Source organism: Streptomyces sp. RK9 (genome assembly GCF_045070545.1).
Taxonomy (GTDB): domain Bacteria; phylum Actinomycetota; class Actinomycetes; order Streptomycetales; family Streptomycetaceae; genus Streptomyces; species Streptomyces alboflavus.
Map to the genome: position 1 here is coordinate 1,157,460 of NZ_CP173704.1, position 19,842 is coordinate 1,177,301.

Genomic DNA, 19,842 nt, shown 5'->3' on the forward strand with positions numbered 1-19,842 from the left:
ACCGCGGGCGCGGCCGCCGGTTTCGGCCACGGACCCCGCCCCCAGTGATCACCACAACGCCCGGAGGGAATGCCCTCCGGGCGTTCTGTGTTCCAGGTGGCAGAAAGTTCTACGTTCAACTAATCTGAGCGTACAAGGAGGTCCCATCCATGCCTGCAGTGACCGTCGAGAATCCGCTGACCCTGCCCAGGGTGACCGTGCCGGGCGACGCCGTGGCCCGCCCCGTGCTCGCCGTGACGACCGCGCCGAGCGGCTTCGAGGGCGAAGGGTTCCCGGTGCGGCGCGCCTTCGCCGGGATCAACTACAAGTACCTCGACCCGTTCATCATGATGGACCAGATGGGCGAGGTGGAGTACGCGGCCGGGGAGCCCAAGGGCACGCCCTGGCACCCCCACCGCGGCTTCGAGACCGTGACGTACCTGATCGACGGCACCTTCGTGCACCAGGACTCCAACGGTGGCGGCGGCACCATCCAGAACGGCGACACCCAGTGGATGACCGCCGGGTCCGGGCTGCTTCACATCGAGGCGCCGCCCGAATCCCTCGTCATGTCCGGCGGCCTCTTCCACGGCCTCCAGCTGTGGGTGAACCTGCCCGCCAAGGACAAGATGATGGACCCCCGCTACCAGGACATCCGGGGCGGCCAGGTGCAGCTCCTGACCACCGGCGACGGCGGTGCGCTGCTGCGGGTCATCGCGGGCGAGCTGGACGGCCACGAGGGCCCGGGCATCACGCACACGCCGATCACGATGGTGCACGCGACCGTGCGGCCCGGCGCCGAGGTCACGCTGCCCTGGCGGGAGGACTTCAACGGCCTCGCGTACGTCCTCGCGGGACGCGGCACCGTCGGCGCGGAGCGGCGGCCCGTCGAGATCGGGCAGACCGCCGTCTTCGGAGCGGGCGGCTCGCTGACCGTCCGGGCGGACGAGAAGCAGGACTCCCACACGCCCGACCTGGAGGTCGTGCTGCTCGGCGGGCAGCCCATCCGGGAGCCCATGGCGCACTACGGGCCGTTCGTGATGAACACCCGCGCGGAGCTGCAGCAGGCCTTCGAGGACTTCCAGAAGGGCCTGCTGGGCAAGGTCCCCGCCGTGCACGGCATGTGACCCTGCTCCACGGCATGTGACCCGGCACCACGGCATGCGATCCGCCCGCACACCGAGGTGACCCGGCGCCGTCCGTACGGCCTACGCTCCGCTGCGTAGGCCGTACCGCCGTGTTCGGGTGGAGCCGTGCACACCCTTCTGCCCGAGGCCGTGCGGCGCGTGGCCGCCTGGTGCGTGGTCATGCTGCTCGTCGCCGGTGTGGCCGGGGTCGGCGTGTGGCTGTGCACGGTGCTCAAGACGGCCGTCACCCCCGTGCTGCTCGCGCTCCTCGGCACCGCGCTGCTCGGGCCGCTGTACCGGCGGCTCGTGCGGATGCGGGTGCAGCGCTCGCTCGCCGCGGGCCTGACCTGCGCCGCCGTGCTCGCGGTCGTCGGCGGCGCCACGTACATCGTGGTCAAGGCGCTCATCGACACCGGCGACCAGATCATCTCGTCCCTCAAGGAAGCCGCCGTCGACCTGTCGAAGCACTTCGGCGCGGCCGGCACCTCCCTCGACGACCTCGCGTCCAACGCCAAGGACCTCCTCGGGAAGTTCGGCGGCACCGCGGCCTCCGGGGTGGTGAGCGGGATCAGCGTGGTCGGCGAGATGATCGCGACCGCCGTGCTCGCGCTGCTGCTCGTGTTCTTCTTCCTGCGCGACTCGCACAAGACCGCGGGCGCCCTGCGCTCCCTGGTGCCCGCGTCCTCCGCCGACACCGTGGAGGCCATGGCACGCCGCGCGTTCACGGCCGTCGAGGGCTTCATGCGCGGTACGACGTTCATCGCGCTGATCGACGCCGTGTGCATCACCGTCGGCCTGCTGATCCTGCGCGTGCCGGGTGCCGCCGGGCTCGGCGCGCTCGTGTTCGTCGGCGCCTACATCCCGTACCTGGGGGCGTTCCTCTCGGGCGCCATCGCCGTCCTCGTCGCCCTCGCCGACCGCGGTCCCGTCATCGCGCTGTGGGCGCTCGGCGTGGTCCTCGCCGTGCAGGTCCTCGAAGGGCACGTGCTCCAGCCGATGATCCAGAGCCGGACCGTGCAGATGCATCCGGCGGTGGTGATGCTGGCGATCACCGCGGGGGCGTCCGTCGCCGGGATCATCGGGATGCTGCTCGCCGTACCGCTGACGGCCGCCGCGTTCGGCGTGCTCTCCGAGCTGCGCGCCCGCTACAGCGCGGCGTCCGGGTCCGCGCCGCCGAAGTCTCCGGCCCCAGGAGCGTCACCCTCGCCGGGCGAGTCCCCCGAGCCTTCGTAGAGCTCGAACCAGATGCTCTTGCCCTCGCCCCGCGGATCCACCCCCCACTGGTCGGCGAGCAGCTCCATGAGCACGAGTCCCCGCCCGGACGAGGCGAGTTCGCCGGGGTGGCGCTTGTGCGGCAGGTCGTCGCTGCCGTCGGCGACCTCCACCCGGAGCCTGCGCGCCCGGACCTCGCCGGTGACCTCGGCGACCAGGAGCGCGTCGCCGTCGGTGTGCACGAGCACATTGGTGATCATCTCGGAGACCAGCAGGACCGCCGAGTCGACCTGGTCGGCGTCCGACCAGTCGTGCAGCAGGTCCCGCAGGTGCTGGCGCGCCCCCGCGACGCGCTCCGGCTCGGCCTGGGCGATGGTCAGCATCGTGCGCCGGGCGTGGGCGCGCTGGTCGGGGCGGCCGGTGCGGCGGAGCAGCAGCACGGCGATGTCGTCCTCGCGGCGGTCGGCGAGGGGGCCCGTGGTGTGGTGCGAGGAGGGCCCGTGCACGGCCTGGACGAGGGTGTCGGCGAGCACTTCGAGGCTGTCGTCGCCGGTCGGCGGGGCCTCGTAGGCACCGAAGCCCTCGTGCCCCTCGGGCTCGACGGCGTCTCCCTCGGTGCCCGCCCCGCCAGTCCTGTCGGCCCTGCCGGCCCCACCGGCCCCTCCGGCCCCTCCGTCTTCGGCCTGCTCAAGAATCCTGCGGATCCGCGTCCAGCCCGTCTCCAGGTCGTGGCCGCCCGTCTCGATCAAGCCGTCCGTGCAGATCAGCATGGTCTCGCCGGTGTCGAGGACCAGGCGGGTCGTCGGGTAGTCCGCGTCCGGGTCGATGCCGAGGGGGAGGCCGCCCGCGATGGGCCGCTGGAGGACCGTCCCGTCACTCATGCGTATGACGGGCTCGGGATGGCCCGCGCGGGCGATCTCCAGGACCCCGGTCGCCGGATCCGCCTCCACGTACAGGCAGGTCGCGAAGCGCGGGTCGGCCGCCGCGCCCCCGTGGTCGTCGCGGGTGTCCGTCGACCCGTAGGCGATGCCGTCCGTGATGCCGGACAGGAAGCGCGTGGCGCGGGACAGCACCGCGTCCGGGCGGTGCCCCTCGGAGGCGTACGCGCGCAGGGCGATGCGCAGCTGCCCCATCAGACCCGCCGCCCGCACGTCGTGGCCCTGCACGTCGCCGATGACGAAGGCGATGCGGCCGCTCGGCAGCGGGATCACGTCGTACCAGTCGCCGCCGACCTGAAGGCCCCCGCCCGTCGGTACGTAGCGCGCGGCGACGCTCATGCCGGGGATCTCCGGGCCGAGCACCGGCAGCATCGAGCGCTGCAGGCCCTCCGTCAGCTCCCGCTCGGACTCCGCGACCCCGGCCCGCGACAGGGCTTGCGCCAGCATGCGCGCGACCGTCGTCAGGACCGAGCGCTCGTCGGGCGTGAACGACACGGGGTAGGTGAACGCCGCCATCCACGCGCCCATCGTGCGGCCCGCGACGATCAGCGGCAGGAACGCCCAGGACTGCCGCTCGAAGCGCGAGGCCAGCGGCCACGCGGTCGGGTAGCGGCGGCGGTAGTCCGCGGGGGACGACAGATAGACCGCGCGGCCGGTGCGCAGGACCTCCGCGGCCGGGTAGTCGGTGTCCAGCGGCATCGAGGCGAGCGGGTCGTCGTGGCCGTAGCCGTGGTGGCCGTGGTGGCCGACGAGGGTCAGGCGGTCCGCCTTGGCGCCGAAGACGGCGAGCCCGTCCGGCGAGAAGCCCGGCATGGACAGGCCCGCGGCGACCCGCAGGACCTCCTTGGTGGACCGTGCCTCCGCGAGCGCGCGGCCCGCGTCGAGCAGGAACGCCTCGCGGGAGCGGCGCCAGTCCCCGGTGACGGGCGAGCGGGCGGCCGAGCCGGGGGACGGCTCGGAGACCTCCTGGATGGTGCCGAGCAGTTCGTAGGTGCTGCCGCCCTCGTGGACGATCGGCTTCGTACGGCTGCGCACCGTGCGCAGGACGCGGCGGCCCTGCTCGTCCATGATCCGCAGGCGGGCCTCGGCGAGGGTGCCCTCGGCGACGGCGAGCTGCACGATGCCGTGGATCTCGTTCCAGTCGACGGGGTGGAAGCGGGAGCGCACACCCGCCTCGGTGGTGGTCTGGGCGTGCGGCGGGAGGCCGAGCAGCCGGGCCGCCTCGGCGTCGAGAGTGACGGTCCCGGTGGCGTTGTCCCAGCGCCACAGGCCGGTGGCGATGATCGAGAGCACGGCGCTCACGGGCGGGAGGGAGTCCCGGTCGGGGGGCAGGGAGGCGTCCCCCACCTGCTCGCGGGGCTCATCGGTGCGCATTGAATCACTGTAGGAACAGTTGTGCACCGCTCGCCACCTTGTGCCCGCCCGCCCCGGGACGCGCGGGCAGACGGGACACCGGGGGGCGCCCGAATACGGGGGGAAGTGATCTTCCACCGGACGGTAGCCTTGACAGCCAGCACCTTCTTCACACCCGCCGGGGCAGGCCCCCGGCCGGGCACTCCCCGATTCCGAAAGACTGGATGAACGACGATGCATCGGTACAGGTCGCACACGTGCGGTGAGCTCCGGGCCTCTGACGTCGGCACCGACGTCCGGCTGAGCGGATGGCTGCACAATCGGCGCGACCTGGGCGGCATCCTCTTCATCGACATCCGTGATCACTACGGCATCACGCAGCTCGTCGCCCGCCCCGGCACCGCCGCGGCCGAGACCCTGGACAAGCTCTCCAAGGAGACGGTCGTCCGCGTCGACGGCAAGGTCGTCTCGCGCGGCGCGGAGAACGTGAACCCGGAGCTGCCCACCGGCGAGGTCGAGATCGAGGCCGTCGAGGTCGAGGTGCTCGGCGCGGCCGCCCCGCTGCCCTTCACGATCAACGCCGAGGACGGCGTGAACGAGGAGCGCCGCCTGGAGTACCGCTTCCTGGACCTGCGCCGCGAGCGCATGCACCGGAACATCATGCTGCGCAGCGCCGTGATCGCCTCGATCCGCTCGAAGATGGTGGCCCTCGGCTTCAACGAGATGGCGACCCCGATCCTCACCGCGACCTCCCCCGAGGGCGCGCGCGACTTCGTGGTCCCCTCCCGTCTGAACCCGGGCAAGTTCTACGCCCTGCCGCAGGCCCCGCAGCAGTTCAAGCAGCTCCTGATGATCTCCGGCTTCGACCGGTACTTCCAGATCGCGCCCTGCTTCCGCGACGAGGACGCCCGCGCGGACCGCTCGCCGGGCGAGTTCTACCAGCTCGACGTCGAGATGAGCTTCGTCGAGCAGGAGGACGTCTTCCAGCCGATCGAGAAGCTGATGACGGAGCTGTTCACCGAGTTCGGCGGCGGCCGCGAGGTGACGTCCCCCTTCCCGCGCATCCCGTTCCGCGAGTCGATGCTGAAGTACGGCAACGACAAGCCGGACCTGCGCGCCAAGCTCGAACTCGTCGACATCACGGACGTGTTCGCCGACTCCGAGTTCAAGGCGTTCGCGGGCAAGCACGTGCGCGCCCTGCCGGTGCCGGACACCGCGTCGCAGTCCCGCAAGTTCTTCGACGGCCTCGGTGAGTACGCGGTCGAGCACGGCGCGAAGGGCCTGGCCTGGGTGCGCGTCGCCGAGGACGGCTCGCTGACGGGCCCGATCGCGAAGTTCCTGACCGAGGGCAATGTGGAGGAGCTGACCAAGCGCCTCTCCCTCGCCCCCGGCCACGCCGTCTTCTTCGGCGCGGGCGAGTTCGACGAGGTCTCCAAGATCATGAGCGCGGTGCGCGTCGAGGCCGCCAAGCGCGCCGGGCACTTCGAGGAGAACGTCTTCCGGTTCTGCTGGATCGTCGACTTCCCGATGTACGAGAAGGACGAGGACACCGGGAAGATCGACTTCTCCCACAACCCCTTCTCCATGCCCCAGGGCGGCATGAAGGACCTGGAGGAGAAGGACCCGCTCGACATCCTCGCCTGGCAGTACGACATCGTCTGCAACGGCATCGAGCTGTCCTCCGGCGCCATCCGGAACCACGAGCCCGACGTCATGCTGAAGGCCTTCGCGATCGCGGGCTACGACGCCGAGACCGTCGAGCACGAGTTCAAGGGCATGCTGAAGGCCTTCCGCCTCGGCGCCCCGCCGCACGGCGGCATCGCCCCCGGCGTCGACCGCATCGTGATGCTGCTCGCCGACGAGCCGAACATCCGCGAGACGATCGCCTTCCCGCTCAACGGCAACGCCCAGGACCTGATGATGGGCGCCCCGACCGAGCTGGAGGAGTCCCGCCTCAAGGAGCTGAACATCTCCTTGCGCAAGCCGGTGGCCGCCGCCAAGGGCGAGGGCGCCGCCGCCAAGGGCGAGCAGGACGCCAAGTAGCCTCCGGCACACGGCAGCAGGGGCCCCGACCGTTGACGCGGTCGGGGCCCTTCGCTGTTTGAGTACGCGTACTCAGGTACCGGTGACGTCCGGCGGCGAGAGTGGGTGGCACGTCCAACGACTGGAGACCACCATGCTCGTGTCGCGCAGGAGCAGCAGGCCCACCGCGGCGTCCCGGCGCCGGGTCCGCCCCGTCGTCGCCGTCGCCCTCGCCGGCGGGGCCGCCCTCATGGCCCTCACCGGCTGCTCCGCCCTCGACTTCAAAGAGGACGTCTGCATGGGCGACGAGTATCCGGTGATGACCGTGAACGGCACGGGCTCGGCCTGTGTCTCGAACGACGACAAGCCGCCGTCGGGGTACGTGCGCTACCCCGAGGGCAAGGTGCCCAAGCACGTCGACGACAAGTGGGACGTGTACTGGCGGACGCACACGCTCGACGAGAACGGCAAGATCATCGACGATCCGGACGCGGACGAGGCGGGCTGACCGGGGCCGGGACCGGTCGGCGCGGCGTCGGCGTCAGGTGGCCGCGCTGACGCAGAACGGCTGCCCCGACGGGTCGAGGAAGACCGTCCAGTACTCCCCGCCGGGCTGGTGCTCGGGCTTGGTCGCGCCGAGGTCGAGCAGGCGTCGCTCGGCCGCCGCGACGTCCGGGAAGCTCAGGTCGAGGTGGAAGGGCAGTTCCTCGGCGGGCCAGTTCGGCGGCCTGTGGTTCTCGGCCGTGTAGAAGATGTACGTCGTCGTGCCGTCGGTGACCGTGAAGGCGACGGGCACGCCGTTCTCGTCCGGGTACTCCTGGGTGAGCCGCCAGCCGAGCGCCGCCGCCCAGAAGTCGGCGAGCGCGCGGCCGTCGTGGCCCCAGAAGGCGTACGAGGCGATCTTGCCGGTGACGGGGTCCGTCATGGTCACTCGCCCTCCTGGCGCTGGTTGACGCCGATGACGTAGCCGTCGGGGTCGGTGAAGTACAGGATCTTGCGGCCCTCGACGTCGGTCTCCTTGATCACGTCGACCAGCGGCCTGATCCGCTCCACGTACCCGTCGAAGTCGGCCACACCCAGATAGAACATGCCGAACGCTCCCACCGGGAAGTCCTTGTGCACCGGCAGCCACTTCCGCAGGTGCTCGGCGCGGTGGACCATCAGCGCGAACCTGCCGTCGAACAGCAGGATGCGCAAGTCGTCGTCGGGGTCGTCGTTGCCGGGCAGCGCCGTGAAGCCGAGCTTCTCGTAGAAGGCGACGGTGACGTCGGTGTCCGTGACGCCGAGGCAGGGGGCGATGACGGGGGAGCTCATGGGGATCACCTCTCGGGGTGGGGATGGGGTGGGCGGTAACTAGTACATCTGTACTGTAAGGCAGGCTGAGCAAGGGTGCAATACGGACATCTTTCGCATTCGATTTCACCTGGTGAGGGGATTGGCGATACTGTACGTACGTACTGATCAAGTCGTCCCTGTGTGCTGAGGAGCCCCGTATGGCCGTCGAAGGGCGTCGCCGCCGGGATCCCGCGCGGCGGGTCGAGGAGATCGTCGAAGCCACCGAGCGGGTCATCGCCGTGCGGGGCGTCGAGGGCGTGACGCACCGCGCGGTCGCCGCCGAGGCGGGGGTGCCGCTGGGCGCGACGACGTACCACTTCGCCACGAAGGACGACCTGATCGCGGCCGCGCTGCGCCGCTCCGTCGACCGGTTCGGGGCGTATCTCGACGAGTGGGTGGCGCGCCGACCCGACCTCACGCCCGACCAGTGCGCCGTGCTGCTCGCCGACGCCGTGCTGCCGCCCGCGGATGGGCCCGAACGCGCCCAGCAGGTCGTGGAGTTCGAGCTCTACCTGGCCGCCCTTCGCCGCCCCGCGCTGCGGGCCGTCGCCGAGGAGCACAACGAGCTGTCCGTAAGGGCCCTGGCCCATTACACGGACCCGGAGACGGCGGCCGCCGCGGGCGCAGCCCTGATGGGGATCAGCCTGCGCGCACTCGCGGCCCCCGCCCCGCCGACCCGGGCGGAGGTCGAGCGGATCCTGCGGCGGATCCTCACCCCGAATCCGGCGCTCACCCCGAATCCGGCGCTCACCGCGGACGCGGAGCTCACCTCGGACGCGGAGCTCACCCCGGACGCCGGGCAGGAGGCCGCCCGGTGAGCGCCCGCCGCACCGTCACCGAAGCCGAGCGCAGGCACCGGCTCGGGGCCCGGCACCTGCTGCGGCCCCGCTCCCGCGCCGCCCGGATCGAGGACGTCGCCGACGCCTTGGTCGGCCTGCACGCCACCGACCCGGCCACGGTGTTCCTGTCCGCCGCCGCGCGCCTCGCGAAGCCCACCGTCGCCGAGGTCGAGCGCGGCCTGTACGACGACCTCACGGTGACGCGGATGCTGTGCATGCGGCGCACCATGTTCGTGGTGCCGACACCGCTCGCGCCGCTCGTGCACGCCTCGACCGCGCGGGCCGTCGCCGCCAAGGAGCGCGCGGGCTGCGCGGCGTTCCTGGCGGGGGCGGGCTGGGACGAGCGCAGGTACGCCGCTGTGGAGCGGGACGTACTCGCCGCGCTCGCCGCCCGGGGCACCGCGGGCGCCGCCGAACTCGCCGTCGACGTACCGGCGCTGGCGGAGAAGGTGCTCGTGCACCCCGGCAAGTCGTACGAGGCCTGGCAGAGCGCGGGCTCGCGGATCCTGCGGGTCCTCGCGGCCGAGGGGCGCATCCGGCGGGCCAGGCCGCGCGGCAGCTGGACGTCCAGCCAGTTCCGGTGGACGGTCGCCCCCGAACTCCCGGCGGACGGAACCGACTCCGGCCTCGGCCCCGACGCCGATCCCGTCACGGCCAAGGCCGCCCTCGCCCACCGCTATCTGCACGCCTTCGGCCCGGTCACCGTGGACGACCTGAAGTGGTGGACGGGCTGGACGCTCACCGACGCCCGCAAGGCGCTCGCGGCGGCGGGCGCGGTGGAGGTGGACCTGGACGGCGGCGGTACCGGCTGCCTCGCGCCCGACGACGAGGCCCCCGTGCCCGCCGCCGAACCCTGGGTCGCCCTGCTCCCCGGCCTCGACCCCACACCGATGGGCCGCCGCCACCGCGACTTCTACCTCGACCCGGCGCACGTCCCCGTCCTCTTCGACCGCAACGGCAACATCGGCCCGACCGTCTGGGCCGACGGCCGGATCGTCGGCGCGTGGGCCCAGCGCGCGGACGGCGAGGTGGCGTACCGCCTGCTCACGGACGTGGGCGCGGAGGCGCGGGAGGCGGTGGCGGGGCGGGCCGGGGAACTGGCCGCGTGGCTCGGCCCGACGCGGGTGACGCCGGCGTACCGGACGCCGCTGGAGAGGGAGTTGGTGGGAGGGAAGGGGTGAGGGGGTGAGGGGGGTCTGGCGCGCGGGCGCCGGGGCACATCCCCCCGAGGGCGCCGCGGGGACGGCAGTAACGGGATGGGGGTCCCCCTGCTCGAGCGGAGCCGAGAGCTTGGGGGCGGGCGGGGGAACCCGCCGCGGAGCGGCGGGGAGGGTTGCCGCCCGAGGCAGGGCGCCCCGCCCGGTGACTTCGGACAGCCCGGTCCCATTCCCGGGCCACTCCACTACTCTGACGATTCATCACGCACACAGTGCGTGCACGCGGGGCGCGCGCGGCGCGCGCCGGACGGGCAGAACGGCGACACATCGGGGGGCCGGTGTCCGACGATCTGGGATTCGGCAAGCTGCTGGACGACGACGGCCTGGTCGCCCGGCTGCTCGGCAAGACCTGCAAGGGGCGCAACCGCCCGCTCCTGTACGGGCCCGACCTGCCGGTGGTGTTCCTGACCGGCGGCCCCGGCATGGGCAAGGGGCGACTCCTGCGCTGCGTACGGGACGAGTTCGGGCGCCACATCCCCGCGGCCCACCTCGACTGCGCCGCGCCCGTGCACGCCGAACGGGCCGCCCAGCACCCGAGCACCCGCTCCGAAGTCACCGAGGCCCTGCGGGAGTTGGCCGTGCAGTTCGGCGCCTGGAGCGGGGACGGCGGGGCCATCGGGGTGCCGCGCCTGTACGCGGGCCTGGTGGCCGTCGCGGCCGGGGACCCGCTCGCGGGCCAGGCCGCCGGGCTCGACGAGGTGCGCAGGCACGACGACCTGCTGCCGAAGGGCTCGTTCTGGGGCGGTGTGCTGCACCGCGCGTTCCGCTCCTACCTCGCCGCGCTCGCGGCCCTCTTCGCCGCCCAGCCCCTCGCCACCCCGCTCATCACCGCCATCCTCGACGAACTCTTCGAGCGGGTCTCCTCGGAGGGCAAGGCCACCCTGGAGGACTGCTACGGCGCCTACTCGGGCGCGGCCGGACACCCCCGGCTCGGCCTGCACGCCCTGAGCGTCGACTTCCAGCAGGGCGGCGAGGGCCGCGCCAACGCCGAGAGCTTCCTGTTCCGGGCGCTGCGGGAGGACGTGGAGGCCGCGTACACCTCGGTACGGGGGCGGATGGCGCGGGCCGGGCGGCCCGCCGTGCTGCTCGACCACGCCGACAACGCCCTCGGCAGACGGCTGCTCCGGCCCGTCCTGCTCGACCGGGAGAGCGGGCACCACGACCGGGTGGTGGTGTGCGCGACGGCCCGCCGCGCGGACGGCGGCCGCTTCCTCTACCGGTCGACGGACGCCGACGCGGGGGTCGTGACGTCCTGGGGTCCCGGTGACGGCGGGCTGCCCGCCTGGCAGCGCAGGCAGGGCGGTGTGCCGGGCCTTGTCGCGCCCGCGCGGGGCGCCCTGCTCGTGGGCATGCCGACGCTGACGACGGAGCAGCAGAACAACGAGGTGGCGCGGCTCCAGGGGCACGGGGGCCGCGACCCCGCGCACCCCGGCCCCGCCGGGCACCAGCCCGGCGAGCACGCATCGCGGCTGCGCGTGGAGAGCGGCATCCACCGCCTCAGCGGCGGTCGGCCCCGGTTCGTGACGCGCCTCGGCGAGGGCGCCGCGTCGCTGCGGGCGCCGGACCCGGCCGCGTTCACCGACTGGGACCTCCTGGACGCGCCGGTGCGCTCTCGGGCGGAGCCGGAGGGACGGCCCGTGCCGGTCGCCGACCTGCTCCTGGACGACCTGGTGACCCGGCAGCTCCCCGAGGAACTGCCGCCCGAGCAGCACGACCACTGGCTCGACCTGCTCAGCCATCTGTCGGTCGCCCACACCGGGGCGTGCGCGCAAGCCCTGATGCAGGCCTGCCAGGAGGGCCGCGACGAGCGCCTGTCCGCGTACCGCATCACCGAACTCCTCGCCGACAGCGGCTGGCCGCAGTGCCCGCGCCACTTCATCGGCGACCGGGGGCTCCGGCATCTGCTGATGCGCCGGCTGTACCGGCTGCGTCCGCACGGCGCGGCCTGGCAGGAGGACCACGAGCTGCTGCGCGCCCACTTCGCGGGCCGCGCCGACCCAGCCGACCCGGCTGCCGACGAGCCGTGCGGCACGGCCGCCGCGCACGCGGCCCACCACCACCTCGCCGCCGGGGGCGTCGAGGCGGCCGTCGACCATCTGACCGGGGCGTTCCCGCTGCGGGACCCCTCGCGCTCCATGGCGCGGTGGTGCGAGGAACTGCTCGCCGTCGCGGGCGCCCCGTGCGCGGCCCCGCTGTCCGGCGCGCCGGACGACCGGCACGCCCGCGCGCTCGGCGAGGCCCCGCCCGCAGGCGGCGACTGGCTGCGGCGCCGCGTCGACCGGCTGCTGCACGCGGTGTGGCTGTACGAGGACCGGACGCGCCCGGTCGACCAGGCGCTCACGGGCACGTGGCGGCCGTTGCTCGACCGGCTCGGCGAGGAGCCGGTGCCGGGCACGGAGGTGCTCACGCGCACGGCCGGGGAGTGGGCGCAACGGGCCCAGGAGAGACAGCCGTTGAAGCCGTGCGCGTGCACGCGGCACCTCGGCTAGCGCGACGGACCCCGGCCGGCGAAGGGCCGTGCCGGAGGAGGAGGCGACGGTGAACGGCGGGAGAGGGCGTACGCGGTGCTGAACTGGCTGTACAACCATCTGTGGGCCACCCCCTTGAAGAAGGCCGTGACCGTCCTGGTCGTCGTGGCGGTGGGGGCGGCGGCGGGCATCCTCGTGCCGCGGAACGTCGGCGGCCCCGACACCTGCGCCGACGGCGTGGAGCGGCACGACGGGGAGTGCGTCGGCGTCAACGGCTCCGGCTACGACTTCGGCACCCCCGAGATCAGCAAGGTCAGCGACGCCATCGCCGAGGAGAACCGGCGCGTCGAGGACAAGCCGCACGTCACCGTCGCCATGATGCTGCCGCTCCAGCCGGAGTCCGCGGTCGAGCGCAAACAGCTCCGCAGCGACGTACAGGGTGCCTATCTCGCCCAGTACCGCGCCAACCGCAGCGAGCAGAAGCCCCTGCTCCGCCTCGTCCTCGCCAACCCCGGCCGGAACTACGCCCAGCAGGAGCGGGTCGTCGACGACCTGGCCGACCTCGCGGACTCCACGAAGCACAACCTGCGCGCGGTCACCGGCTTCAACCTGAGCCTGCGCAACACCATCGACGCCGTGGACCGCCTCACCAACGAGCTGCGCATCCCCGTCCTGATCAGCCGCGCCAGCGCCGACGAACTCGCCAACCCCGAGGGCCGCGAGGCCAAGCCGCGCTTCAAGGGCCTGGCCCGGGTCATCCCCACCAACCGCCAACAGGCGCAGGCCCTCGCCGAGTTCCACCGCGGCCTGAAGGACCAGGACACCGTCCTGGTCAAGGACACCCGTCCCGACGACATCTACGTGGAGTCCCTCGCGCGGGCGTTCAGCGCGGACGAGCCGGGGCCGCCCGGCGCCAAGGACCAGGAGTTCACGTCCCCGTCGATCAACGACGCCGGGGCCACCGGCAACGACTTCTCCCTCATCGGCCACAACATCTGCCAGTCCCGCGCGCGCGTCGTCTACTTCGCCGGGCGCCCCGTCCATCTGCGTCTCTTCGCCATCAAGCTGGCGGAGGTGCCGTGCGACGGCAAGCGGTACACGGTCGTGAGCGGGTCGGGGGCGGCGACCCTGGACCGGTACATGAGCGAGGCCGACTGGAAGAAGCTCCGGGGCGACGCGAGCGCGCGGCACGCCGCCGTCACCGTGCAGTACACCGCCCCCGCGCATCCCGGCGCGTGGGACAAGGAGTTGAGCGGGGAGCGGGAGCGGCCCGGGCATCTGGTGGAGCCGCAGCGGCAGTTGGCGGAGCTGCGGCAGCTCGTCTCGGGGCGGCGCGCCGGGGACATCGGACCCGTCGGCCTTGACGACTCCCGCACCATGCTGGTGCACGACGGCTTCCGCACCATCGCGGAGGCGGTGTTCCTCGCGAACGCGCAGTCGCCGGGCGAGGTGCCGCCCCGCGAGCGCGTGTCCGCCCAGTGGTCCCGCCTGGAGTCCGCGCACCGGGTGGCCGGAACCAGCGGGTGGGTGTGCCTCACCAACGCGGGCAATCCCTACGACAAGCCGGTGGCCGTCGTCCAGCTGGATCCGCGAACGCGAAGGCTCGCGTTCGTGGGATTGGGCTGGCCGGAAGGCCGCGAACAGCCGAAGGACTGCGTGGTCCCGAGTGGGACCAGGTGATTCCGCTTACGCCGCCCTGGTCGGAGAGCCGTGACTCTCCGCCTCCGCCGTCGCCCACTCCGTCACCAGGCGTTGGTACTCCCGCCGCTGCTCGGTGCTCAGCCGCCCGCCGCAGCGCAGCCACAGCGCACGGATCTCCTCGTTCACCTCGTCGGCGGTGCGCGAGGACCGCCGGCTCTCGGAAGCGGGATTCGTGGCCATACTGTGAAGCGTACGTGCGCCGGAGTGAAGGCGAAGTGAGACCGATCACGAAGTGATCAACAGCTCACTCGCACCGTGTATATCCAGCCACCCCGGACCCCGGGCCCCTCGCCCGTTCTGCCCCCGCACCCGTGCTTGAGACTTTTCCGGCTCCCCATCGCTGTGACCACGTGCCTGTGCGCGCGAAGTCTCCGGGATTCCTTCAACGAAACACTTGAATCCATGACTGCCGCAGACACGGACCGGGTGACCAGTCCCTCCTCCGAACGAACTGAACGAAGCACACACTGGTGGACGCTGCTCGCGGTGAGCGCCGCGCAGCTCCTCGTCGTCCTGGACGGGACGATCGTGAACATCGCGCTGCCGTCCGCGCAGAGCGCCCTCGACATGTCGGACGCGAGCCGCCAGTGGGCCGTCACGGCGTACGCGCTCGCGTTCGGCGGACTGCTCCTGATCGGTGGCCGGATCAGCGGGGCGCTCGGACACCGTCGTACGTTCGTCGTCGGCCTGGCCGGATTCGCCGCCGCGTCGGCGCTGGGCGGGGCGGCGGTGAACCCGGGGATGCTGTTCGGGGCCCGCGCGCTGCAGGGTGTGTTCGCGGCGCTGCTCGCGCCCGCCGGGCTCTCGCTCCTGACGATCACGTTCACGGAGCCGCGGGCCCGGGGCCGGGCGTTCGGCGTCTTCGCGGCCGTCGGGGCGGCGGGTTCGGCGGTGGGCCTGGTGGCGGGCGGACTGCTCACGGAGTACGCGAGTTGGCGCTGGTGCCTGTATGTGAACGTGCCGCTCGCGCTGCTCGCCGTGGTCGGGGCGACGTTCGTGCCGAGGGACAGGGCCGCGGGCGGCGGACGGCTCGACGTGCCGGGCGCGCTGCTCAGCGCCGGGGGCTTCGCGGCGGTGGTGTACGCGTTCAACGAGGCGGAGCCGCGCGGGTGGGGCTCGGGGCGGGTGCTCGCGCTGCTCGCCGTCGGCGTCGTGCTCCTCGGGGCGTTCGTCGCCGTGGAACTGCGGGCGCCCCGGCCGCTGTTGCCGCTGCGGATCCTGGTGCACCGGGCGCGGGCGGGGGCGTTCCTCGCGATCACGCTGCTGTTCGTCGCGATGTTCGGCTTCTACCTCTTCATGAGCTACTACACCCAGACGGTGCTCGGCTACTCGCCGGTGGAGGCCGGTCTGACGCTGATCGTGAACGCGCTCGCGGCGCTGGTCGGGGCGACGTTCATCGCGGGCAAGCTGCACGGCAGGGCGCGGCCGGTGGCCCTCGTCGTACCGGGTCTGCTCGCGGCGGCCGCCGGGATGTTCCTGCTGACCCGGCTCACCCCGGACAGCGGGCACGTCTTCTGGCTGTACCTGGTCCCGGCGCTCACCCTCACCGGCCTCGGCCTCGGCTGTGTCCTGCCGCCGACGGCGAGCCTGGCGACGGCCGGGATGCGGGGCCACGACATCGGCGCCGCGTCGGCCGCGTACAACGCCTCGCAGCAGTTGGGGGCGGCCCTCGGCACGGCCCTGCTCAACACGGTCGCGTCCAGCGCCGCCGGGACGTACCTGGCGGACCACCGGGGCGCGACCCCGACGGCGGCCTCGGTGCACGGCTACACCAGCGCGCTGCTCGTCGGCTTCGGGATCCTGGCGGGCGCGGCGTGCGTGGCGTGGGCGCTGCTCGGGGTGCGGGACCGGGATCACGCCGCCTCGGCCAGCTCGCACCAGACGAACTTGCCCTCGCCGCCCGGGAGGTGAGCGCCGCCCAGGTGATACCAGCCCCAGCCGTCGGCGCAGCCCTTGACCAGGGCGAGGCCGCGCCCCGCCTCCGCCAGGACCAGGTCCCTGGCCGGGGGCGCCGGGGGCTCGGGCGGGGTGGGGTCGGCGTCCCAGACCTCGATGCGGAGGATGCCGCAGGACCAGTGCAGGCGCAGGGCGGCGGGGCCCTTGGTGTGCGTCACGGCGTTGGCCACCAGCTCCGTCGCGACCAGTTCCGCCGAGTCGGCGAGGTGCGGGAGGCCGTGGGCGGTCAGGATCAGGCCGAGCGTATGACGACAGACAGTGACGGCGCGGAGGTCGTTGGGGATGTGGAGGGTGTACTGCCAGGGGGCCCGGGAGGGGGTGCGGGCGGGCCGGGGAGGGTGGGACTCGTCGAAGTCGGCGCCGGGGTCGCAGCTCTCGTTCATGCGTAACTCCGTTGGGTCGTTGAGGAGTTGGAAGAGATCGACGCTCTCGGGGTGGTGGCCTGCCGGTGCCCGCTGTGGCGGGGCGACGCGGTGCACTTCCGGACCCGGGGGTTGCTGTGGGTGTCGCTGTGGGTGGTCGCTTCATCACTGAAGGTAGGGCATTATTTTCTGCCCCGGCAACAGGGCGCGTAACCTGCCCCCCGAAAGAGGGGTGTCAACACGCCCTGCTGCGAACACCGTTGAGGGGCAGGTCGGTATGCCGCCGAGGAATCGGCCCACCGCACGGCAGGTACGCCTCGGCGCGGAGCTGCGCAGGCTGCGGGACGCCGCCGGGATGACCGCCCGCGAGGTGGCGGAGCTCCTCGGTTCGACGTCGGCCCAGATGAGCCAGATGGAGGCGGGGATCGCGGGGGTGAGCGAGGCGCGGGTGCGCAGGCTGGCCGCCCACTACGCGTGCGTGGACCCCGGCCTGGTCGAGGGCCTCGTCGGCATGGCGACCGACCGGACCCGGGGCTGGTGGGAGGAGTACCGGGGCGTCTTACCGCCCGCCTTCCTCGACCTCGCGGAGCTGGAGCACCACGCCACCTTCCTGCACGTGACCGCCACGGCCCACGTCCCCGGCATCCTCCAGACCGAGGACTACGCCCGCGCCGTCTTCGCATACCCCTCCCCCGAACTCCCCAGCGCCGAGCTGGAGCCGCGGGTCGCCCACTGCCTGGGCCGCCGGGTCGCCGTCGAGCGCCCCGGCGCGGTGCCCTACGAGGCCGTCCTGCACGAGTCCGTCCTGCGCACCCGCGTCGCCGACCGCCACGTCGCCCGCGCCCAACTCGCCCGCATCCTGCGCCAGTCGGAACGCCCCAATATCACAGTCCGCGTCATCCCCTTCGACGTCGACGGCTTCGCGGGCGCCAACGCGGCGGCCCTCTACCTGGGCGGACCCGTGCCGCGCCTCGACACCGCGAAGCGCGACGAGCCCCACGGCGGCCCCTTCCTGGACGCGGAGCCCCAACTGGCCCTCTTCCGTGCCCTCTTCCAGAAGGTCACGTCGGCGGCCCTCGACCCGGTGCGGTCGCGGGACTTCATCCGTCGGCTGGCGAAGGAGCTGTGAGCAGGCGCGACCACACCTCGGGCGCCGTGAGGACGCCGACCATGGCGGGGGCCGCGTGCAGCAGGGCGGGAGCGCCGGTCGGGGTGGTTGTCGTACCGGAGTGGTAGGAACGGGCCCATGACGACCACTCCCTGGACCCTGACGATCGACTGCGCCCGTCCCGGCGAACTCGCCCGCTTCTGGGCGCTCGCCCTCGGCTACGTCGAGAAGCCGCCGCCCGCCGGGTTCGCGAACTGGGAGGAGTGGTTGGAGCGGCACGGCGTGCCCGAGGAGGAGTGGGACGACGGGGCCTATCTGGCCGACCCGGACGGACGGGGGCCGTCCATCTCCTTCCTCAAGGTCCCCGAGGACAAGGTCGTCAAGAACCGTGTCCACCTCGACCTGCGGGTGAGCGGTGGCCGCGAGACGCCCTGGGAGGTGCGGTGGCCGCTGGTCACGGCGGCGGTGGCGCGGCTCACCGCCGCCGGGGCGCGGGTCGTGGGTGAGCACGACCTGGACGGCAGGCCCGACCACGTGGTGCTGGCCGACCCGGAGGGCAACGAGTTCTGCGTGCTGTAGGGGCTGCGCGGCCTGCCCCGCCCGCACGGCCCGCCCCGTCCGCCGTCAGGCCCCCTTCCGGATCAGGTCCACCAGCTTGCTGAAGCTGTCCGACCCGTGGCCCGCCGCCGCGCCCTGGCGGAACGCGGCGAGGACCGCCTCCGGGAACGCCGTGTCCACGCCCGCGTCGGCGTTCGTGTGGACGACGTGCTCCATGCTCGCCACGCCCATCGAGATGCGGTCGACGTCGCCCGCGTGGTTCCCGGCGTCGATGCGGGGCGCGTAGAAGTCGATGAACTGGCCCATGCCCGCGTAGTTCTCGGTCGCGTACGGGGCGATCTCGGAGGCGCTGATGCCGTGCGCGCCCGCGAGCGCGACGGCCTGCCAGTACGCGAGCATCGCGGGCCAGAAGATGACCATGTTCAGCTGGTACATGAGCGCGGCCACGCCCGGGTCCTCGCCCCGGTAGTCGGTCTTGCCGGTGATGACCTCAAGATCCGCGCGGAACTTCTCGTACGCCTCGCGCGGGCCGCTGTAGAACGTCGACATGTCCGGACTGCCGATGCCCGGCGGCGGGGACAGGACGCCGCCCGTCAGATGCGTGCCGCCGAGCCCCTCCACCCAGCGGGCCGCCGCGCGCGCCTTCTCCGGCACGTCCGAGCTGAGGTTCACCAGGACCCGGCCCGCGACGGCGTGCTCCGCGCCCTTGAACGCCGTGTACATCGCGTCGTAGTCGATCAGGCTGAGGACCACCAACTCGTTGGCGGCGAGGGCTTCTTCGGTGGTGGCGGCCAGCTTCGCGCCGCGCGCCACCAGGGCGTCGGCGCGGGACGGGGTGCGGTTCCAGACGGTGACCTCGTAGCCCCGGTCGAGGTAGGCGGAGGCCATGGCGTGGCCCATGGGGCCGAGGCCGATGACGGTGACGGATCGTGACATGGATGGCTCCGATGTATACGTAAAGTTACTAGAACGAGCGCTCTATCTGGCGCTGGAAGGAAACGTAGCACAGCTCTAGAACGAACGCTCTACTCAGAGAGTGGGTAAGGTGGGCGGATGAGTGAGTACAGCGCGCCCCCCAGCACGCGTGAGCGGATCGTCGTGGTCGCCGCGCGGCTCATCCAGCGGCAGGGCTACGTCGGCACCGGCATCAAGCAGATCGCCAAAGAGGCGCAGGCCACGCTCGGATCCGTCTACCACTTCTTCCCGGGCGGCAAGGAGGCCGTCGCCGTGGCCGCACTCAAGCACGGCGAGAAGGAGTTCAGATGGCTCCTGGAGGACGCGCTGCACCGCGAGGCCGACCCGGCCACCGCCGTCGAGGCCTGCGCCGTCGAACTCGCCGTCGGCCTGCGGGAGTCCGGCTGGACCGACGGCTGCCCCGTCACCGCCGCCGCCCTGGAGACCCTCGGCTCGGACTCCGAGATCCAGCGGGTGTGCGCGGAGGCGCTGCTCGGCTGGGAGCGGATCGTCGAGGAGAAACTCCTCGGCTCCGGCTTCGCCCCCGAGGACGCCCGCGAGGTCGCGACGACCGTCATCAGCGCCCTGGAGGGCGCCGAGGTCACGTCCCAGGTCGCCCGCAGCGAGGAGCCCTTGCGGGCGGCCGGGCGGCAGTTGGCCCGGCTGGTGGGGTCGTACGCCTGAGGGCGCGGGCCCGTACGCGGCCGTACACG

18 protein-coding genes are annotated in these 19,842 nt (G+C 72.7%); 12 read left to right on the forward strand and 6 right to left on the reverse strand.

The window, feature by feature from the left end:
• The first annotated feature begins 149 nt into the window (after window positions 1–149).
• Together AB6L24_RS25345 and AB6L24_RS25350 are read left to right on the forward strand one after the other, a co-directional pair.
• Entirely contained in the window at window positions 150–1,106 is a 957-nt protein-coding gene (locus tag AB6L24_RS25345) for a pirin family protein (protein WP_405658755.1), read from the forward strand.
• A gap of 180 nt (window positions 1,107–1,286) precedes the next feature.
• The gene (locus AB6L24_RS25350) at window positions 1,287–2,339 is read left to right on the forward strand and encodes an AI-2E family transporter (protein ID WP_405663323.1); all 1,053 of its coding nucleotides are present in this window, start codon (window positions 1,287–1,289) and stop codon (window positions 2,337–2,339) included.
• Here the strand turns inward: AB6L24_RS25350 and AB6L24_RS25355 are convergent.
• Window positions 2,252–4,630 carry a SpoIIE family protein phosphatase gene (locus AB6L24_RS25355; protein WP_405658757.1) on the reverse strand — a complete coding sequence of 793 codons (2,379 nt, stop codon included), beginning with the start codon at window positions 4,628–4,630 and terminating at the stop codon, window positions 2,252–2,254. The two genes, AB6L24_RS25350 and AB6L24_RS25355, sit on opposite strands and share 88 nt — an antisense overlap.
• A 213-nt stretch (window positions 4,631–4,843) precedes the next feature.
• On the opposite strand from AB6L24_RS25355, the gene aspS reads away from it, so the two are divergent.
• Entirely contained in the window at window positions 4,844–6,652 is a 1,809-nt protein-coding gene (gene aspS / locus AB6L24_RS25360) for an aspartate--tRNA ligase (RefSeq protein ID WP_405658759.1), read from the forward strand.
• Between the two features lie 133 nt (window positions 6,653–6,785).
• Window positions 6,786–7,139, forward strand: a complete 354-nt coding sequence (locus tag AB6L24_RS25365; protein WP_405658762.1) for an SCO0607 family lipoprotein — start codon at window positions 6,786–6,788, stop codon at window positions 7,137–7,139.
• 33 nt (window positions 7,140–7,172) lie between these two features.
• On the opposite strand, the gene AB6L24_RS25370 is transcribed toward AB6L24_RS25365, so the two are convergent.
• Entirely contained in the window at window positions 7,173–7,556 is a 384-nt protein-coding gene (locus tag AB6L24_RS25370; protein ID WP_405658764.1) for a VOC family protein, read from the reverse strand.
• Between the two features lie 2 nt (window positions 7,557–7,558).
• A complete protein-coding gene (locus AB6L24_RS25375; RefSeq protein WP_405658766.1) occupies window positions 7,559–7,945 on the reverse strand; it encodes a VOC family protein in 387 nt (128 codons plus the stop codon).
• A gap of 179 nt (window positions 7,946–8,124) precedes the next feature.
• On the opposite strand from AB6L24_RS25375, the gene AB6L24_RS25380 reads away from it, so the two are divergent.
• From AB6L24_RS25380 to AB6L24_RS25395, 4 genes are all read left to right on the forward strand, one after another.
• Window positions 8,125–8,784 carry a TetR/AcrR family transcriptional regulator gene (locus AB6L24_RS25380; RefSeq protein WP_405658768.1) on the forward strand — a complete coding sequence of 220 codons (660 nt, stop codon included), beginning with the start codon at window positions 8,125–8,127 and terminating at the stop codon, window positions 8,782–8,784.
• Complete coding sequence (locus AB6L24_RS25385; protein WP_405658770.1) at window positions 8,781–9,986, forward strand: winged helix DNA-binding domain-containing protein; 1,206 nt, start codon at window positions 8,781–8,783, stop codon at window positions 9,984–9,986. The genes AB6L24_RS25380 and AB6L24_RS25385 overlap by 4 nt, the downstream gene beginning before the upstream one ends.
• A gap of 314 nt (window positions 9,987–10,300) precedes the next feature.
• Window positions 10,301–12,511, forward strand: coding sequence for a hypothetical protein (locus AB6L24_RS25390; RefSeq protein ID WP_405658772.1), 2,211 nt, complete (start codon window positions 10,301–10,303; stop codon window positions 12,509–12,511).
• Window positions 12,512–12,586: 75 nt separating this feature from the next.
• Window positions 12,587–14,170, forward strand: coding sequence for an amino acid ABC transporter substrate-binding protein (locus AB6L24_RS25395; RefSeq protein ID WP_405658775.1), 1,584 nt, complete (start codon window positions 12,587–12,589; stop codon window positions 14,168–14,170).
• A gap of 6 nt (window positions 14,171–14,176) precedes the next feature.
• Here AB6L24_RS25395 and AB6L24_RS25400 read toward each other — a convergent pair whose 3' ends face one another.
• The gene (locus tag AB6L24_RS25400) at window positions 14,177–14,371 is read right to left on the reverse strand and encodes a hypothetical protein (RefSeq protein ID WP_380842860.1); all 195 of its coding nucleotides are present in this window, start codon (window positions 14,369–14,371) and stop codon (window positions 14,177–14,179) included.
• Window positions 14,372–14,593: 222 nt separating this feature from the next.
• On the opposite strand from AB6L24_RS25400, the gene AB6L24_RS25405 reads away from it, so the two are divergent.
• Window positions 14,594–16,102: an MFS transporter gene (locus AB6L24_RS25405; RefSeq protein WP_405658777.1), complete on the forward strand. Its 1,509-nt coding sequence runs from the start codon at window positions 14,594–14,596 to the stop codon at window positions 16,100–16,102.
• Here AB6L24_RS25405 and AB6L24_RS25410 read toward each other — a convergent pair.
• Entirely contained in the window at window positions 16,045–16,530 is a 486-nt protein-coding gene (locus tag AB6L24_RS25410) for an ATP-binding protein (RefSeq protein ID WP_405658778.1), read from the reverse strand. The genes AB6L24_RS25405 and AB6L24_RS25410 overlap by 58 nt on opposite strands.
• Before the next feature lie 256 nt (window positions 16,531–16,786).
• Between AB6L24_RS25410 and AB6L24_RS25415 the strand changes: the two genes are divergently transcribed.
• A complete protein-coding gene (locus AB6L24_RS25415) occupies window positions 16,787–17,638 on the forward strand; it encodes a helix-turn-helix domain-containing protein (protein WP_405658782.1) in 852 nt (283 codons plus the stop codon).
• Between the two features lie 117 nt (window positions 17,639–17,755).
• Complete coding sequence (locus tag AB6L24_RS25420; protein ID WP_405658784.1) at window positions 17,756–18,196, forward strand: VOC family protein; 441 nt, start codon at window positions 17,756–17,758, stop codon at window positions 18,194–18,196.
• 45 nt (window positions 18,197–18,241) lie between these two features.
• Here the strand turns inward: AB6L24_RS25420 and AB6L24_RS25425 are convergent, their stop codons facing one another.
• Window positions 18,242–19,111, reverse strand: coding sequence for an NAD(P)-dependent oxidoreductase (locus tag AB6L24_RS25425; RefSeq protein WP_405658787.1), 870 nt, complete (start codon window positions 19,109–19,111; stop codon window positions 18,242–18,244).
• A 117-nt stretch (window positions 19,112–19,228) separates the two neighbouring features.
• On the opposite strand from AB6L24_RS25425, the gene AB6L24_RS25430 reads away from it, so the two are divergent.
• Complete coding sequence (locus AB6L24_RS25430) at window positions 19,229–19,813, forward strand: TetR/AcrR family transcriptional regulator (RefSeq protein ID WP_405658789.1); 585 nt, start codon at window positions 19,229–19,231, stop codon at window positions 19,811–19,813.
• Window positions 19,814–19,842 lie beyond the last annotated feature (29 nt).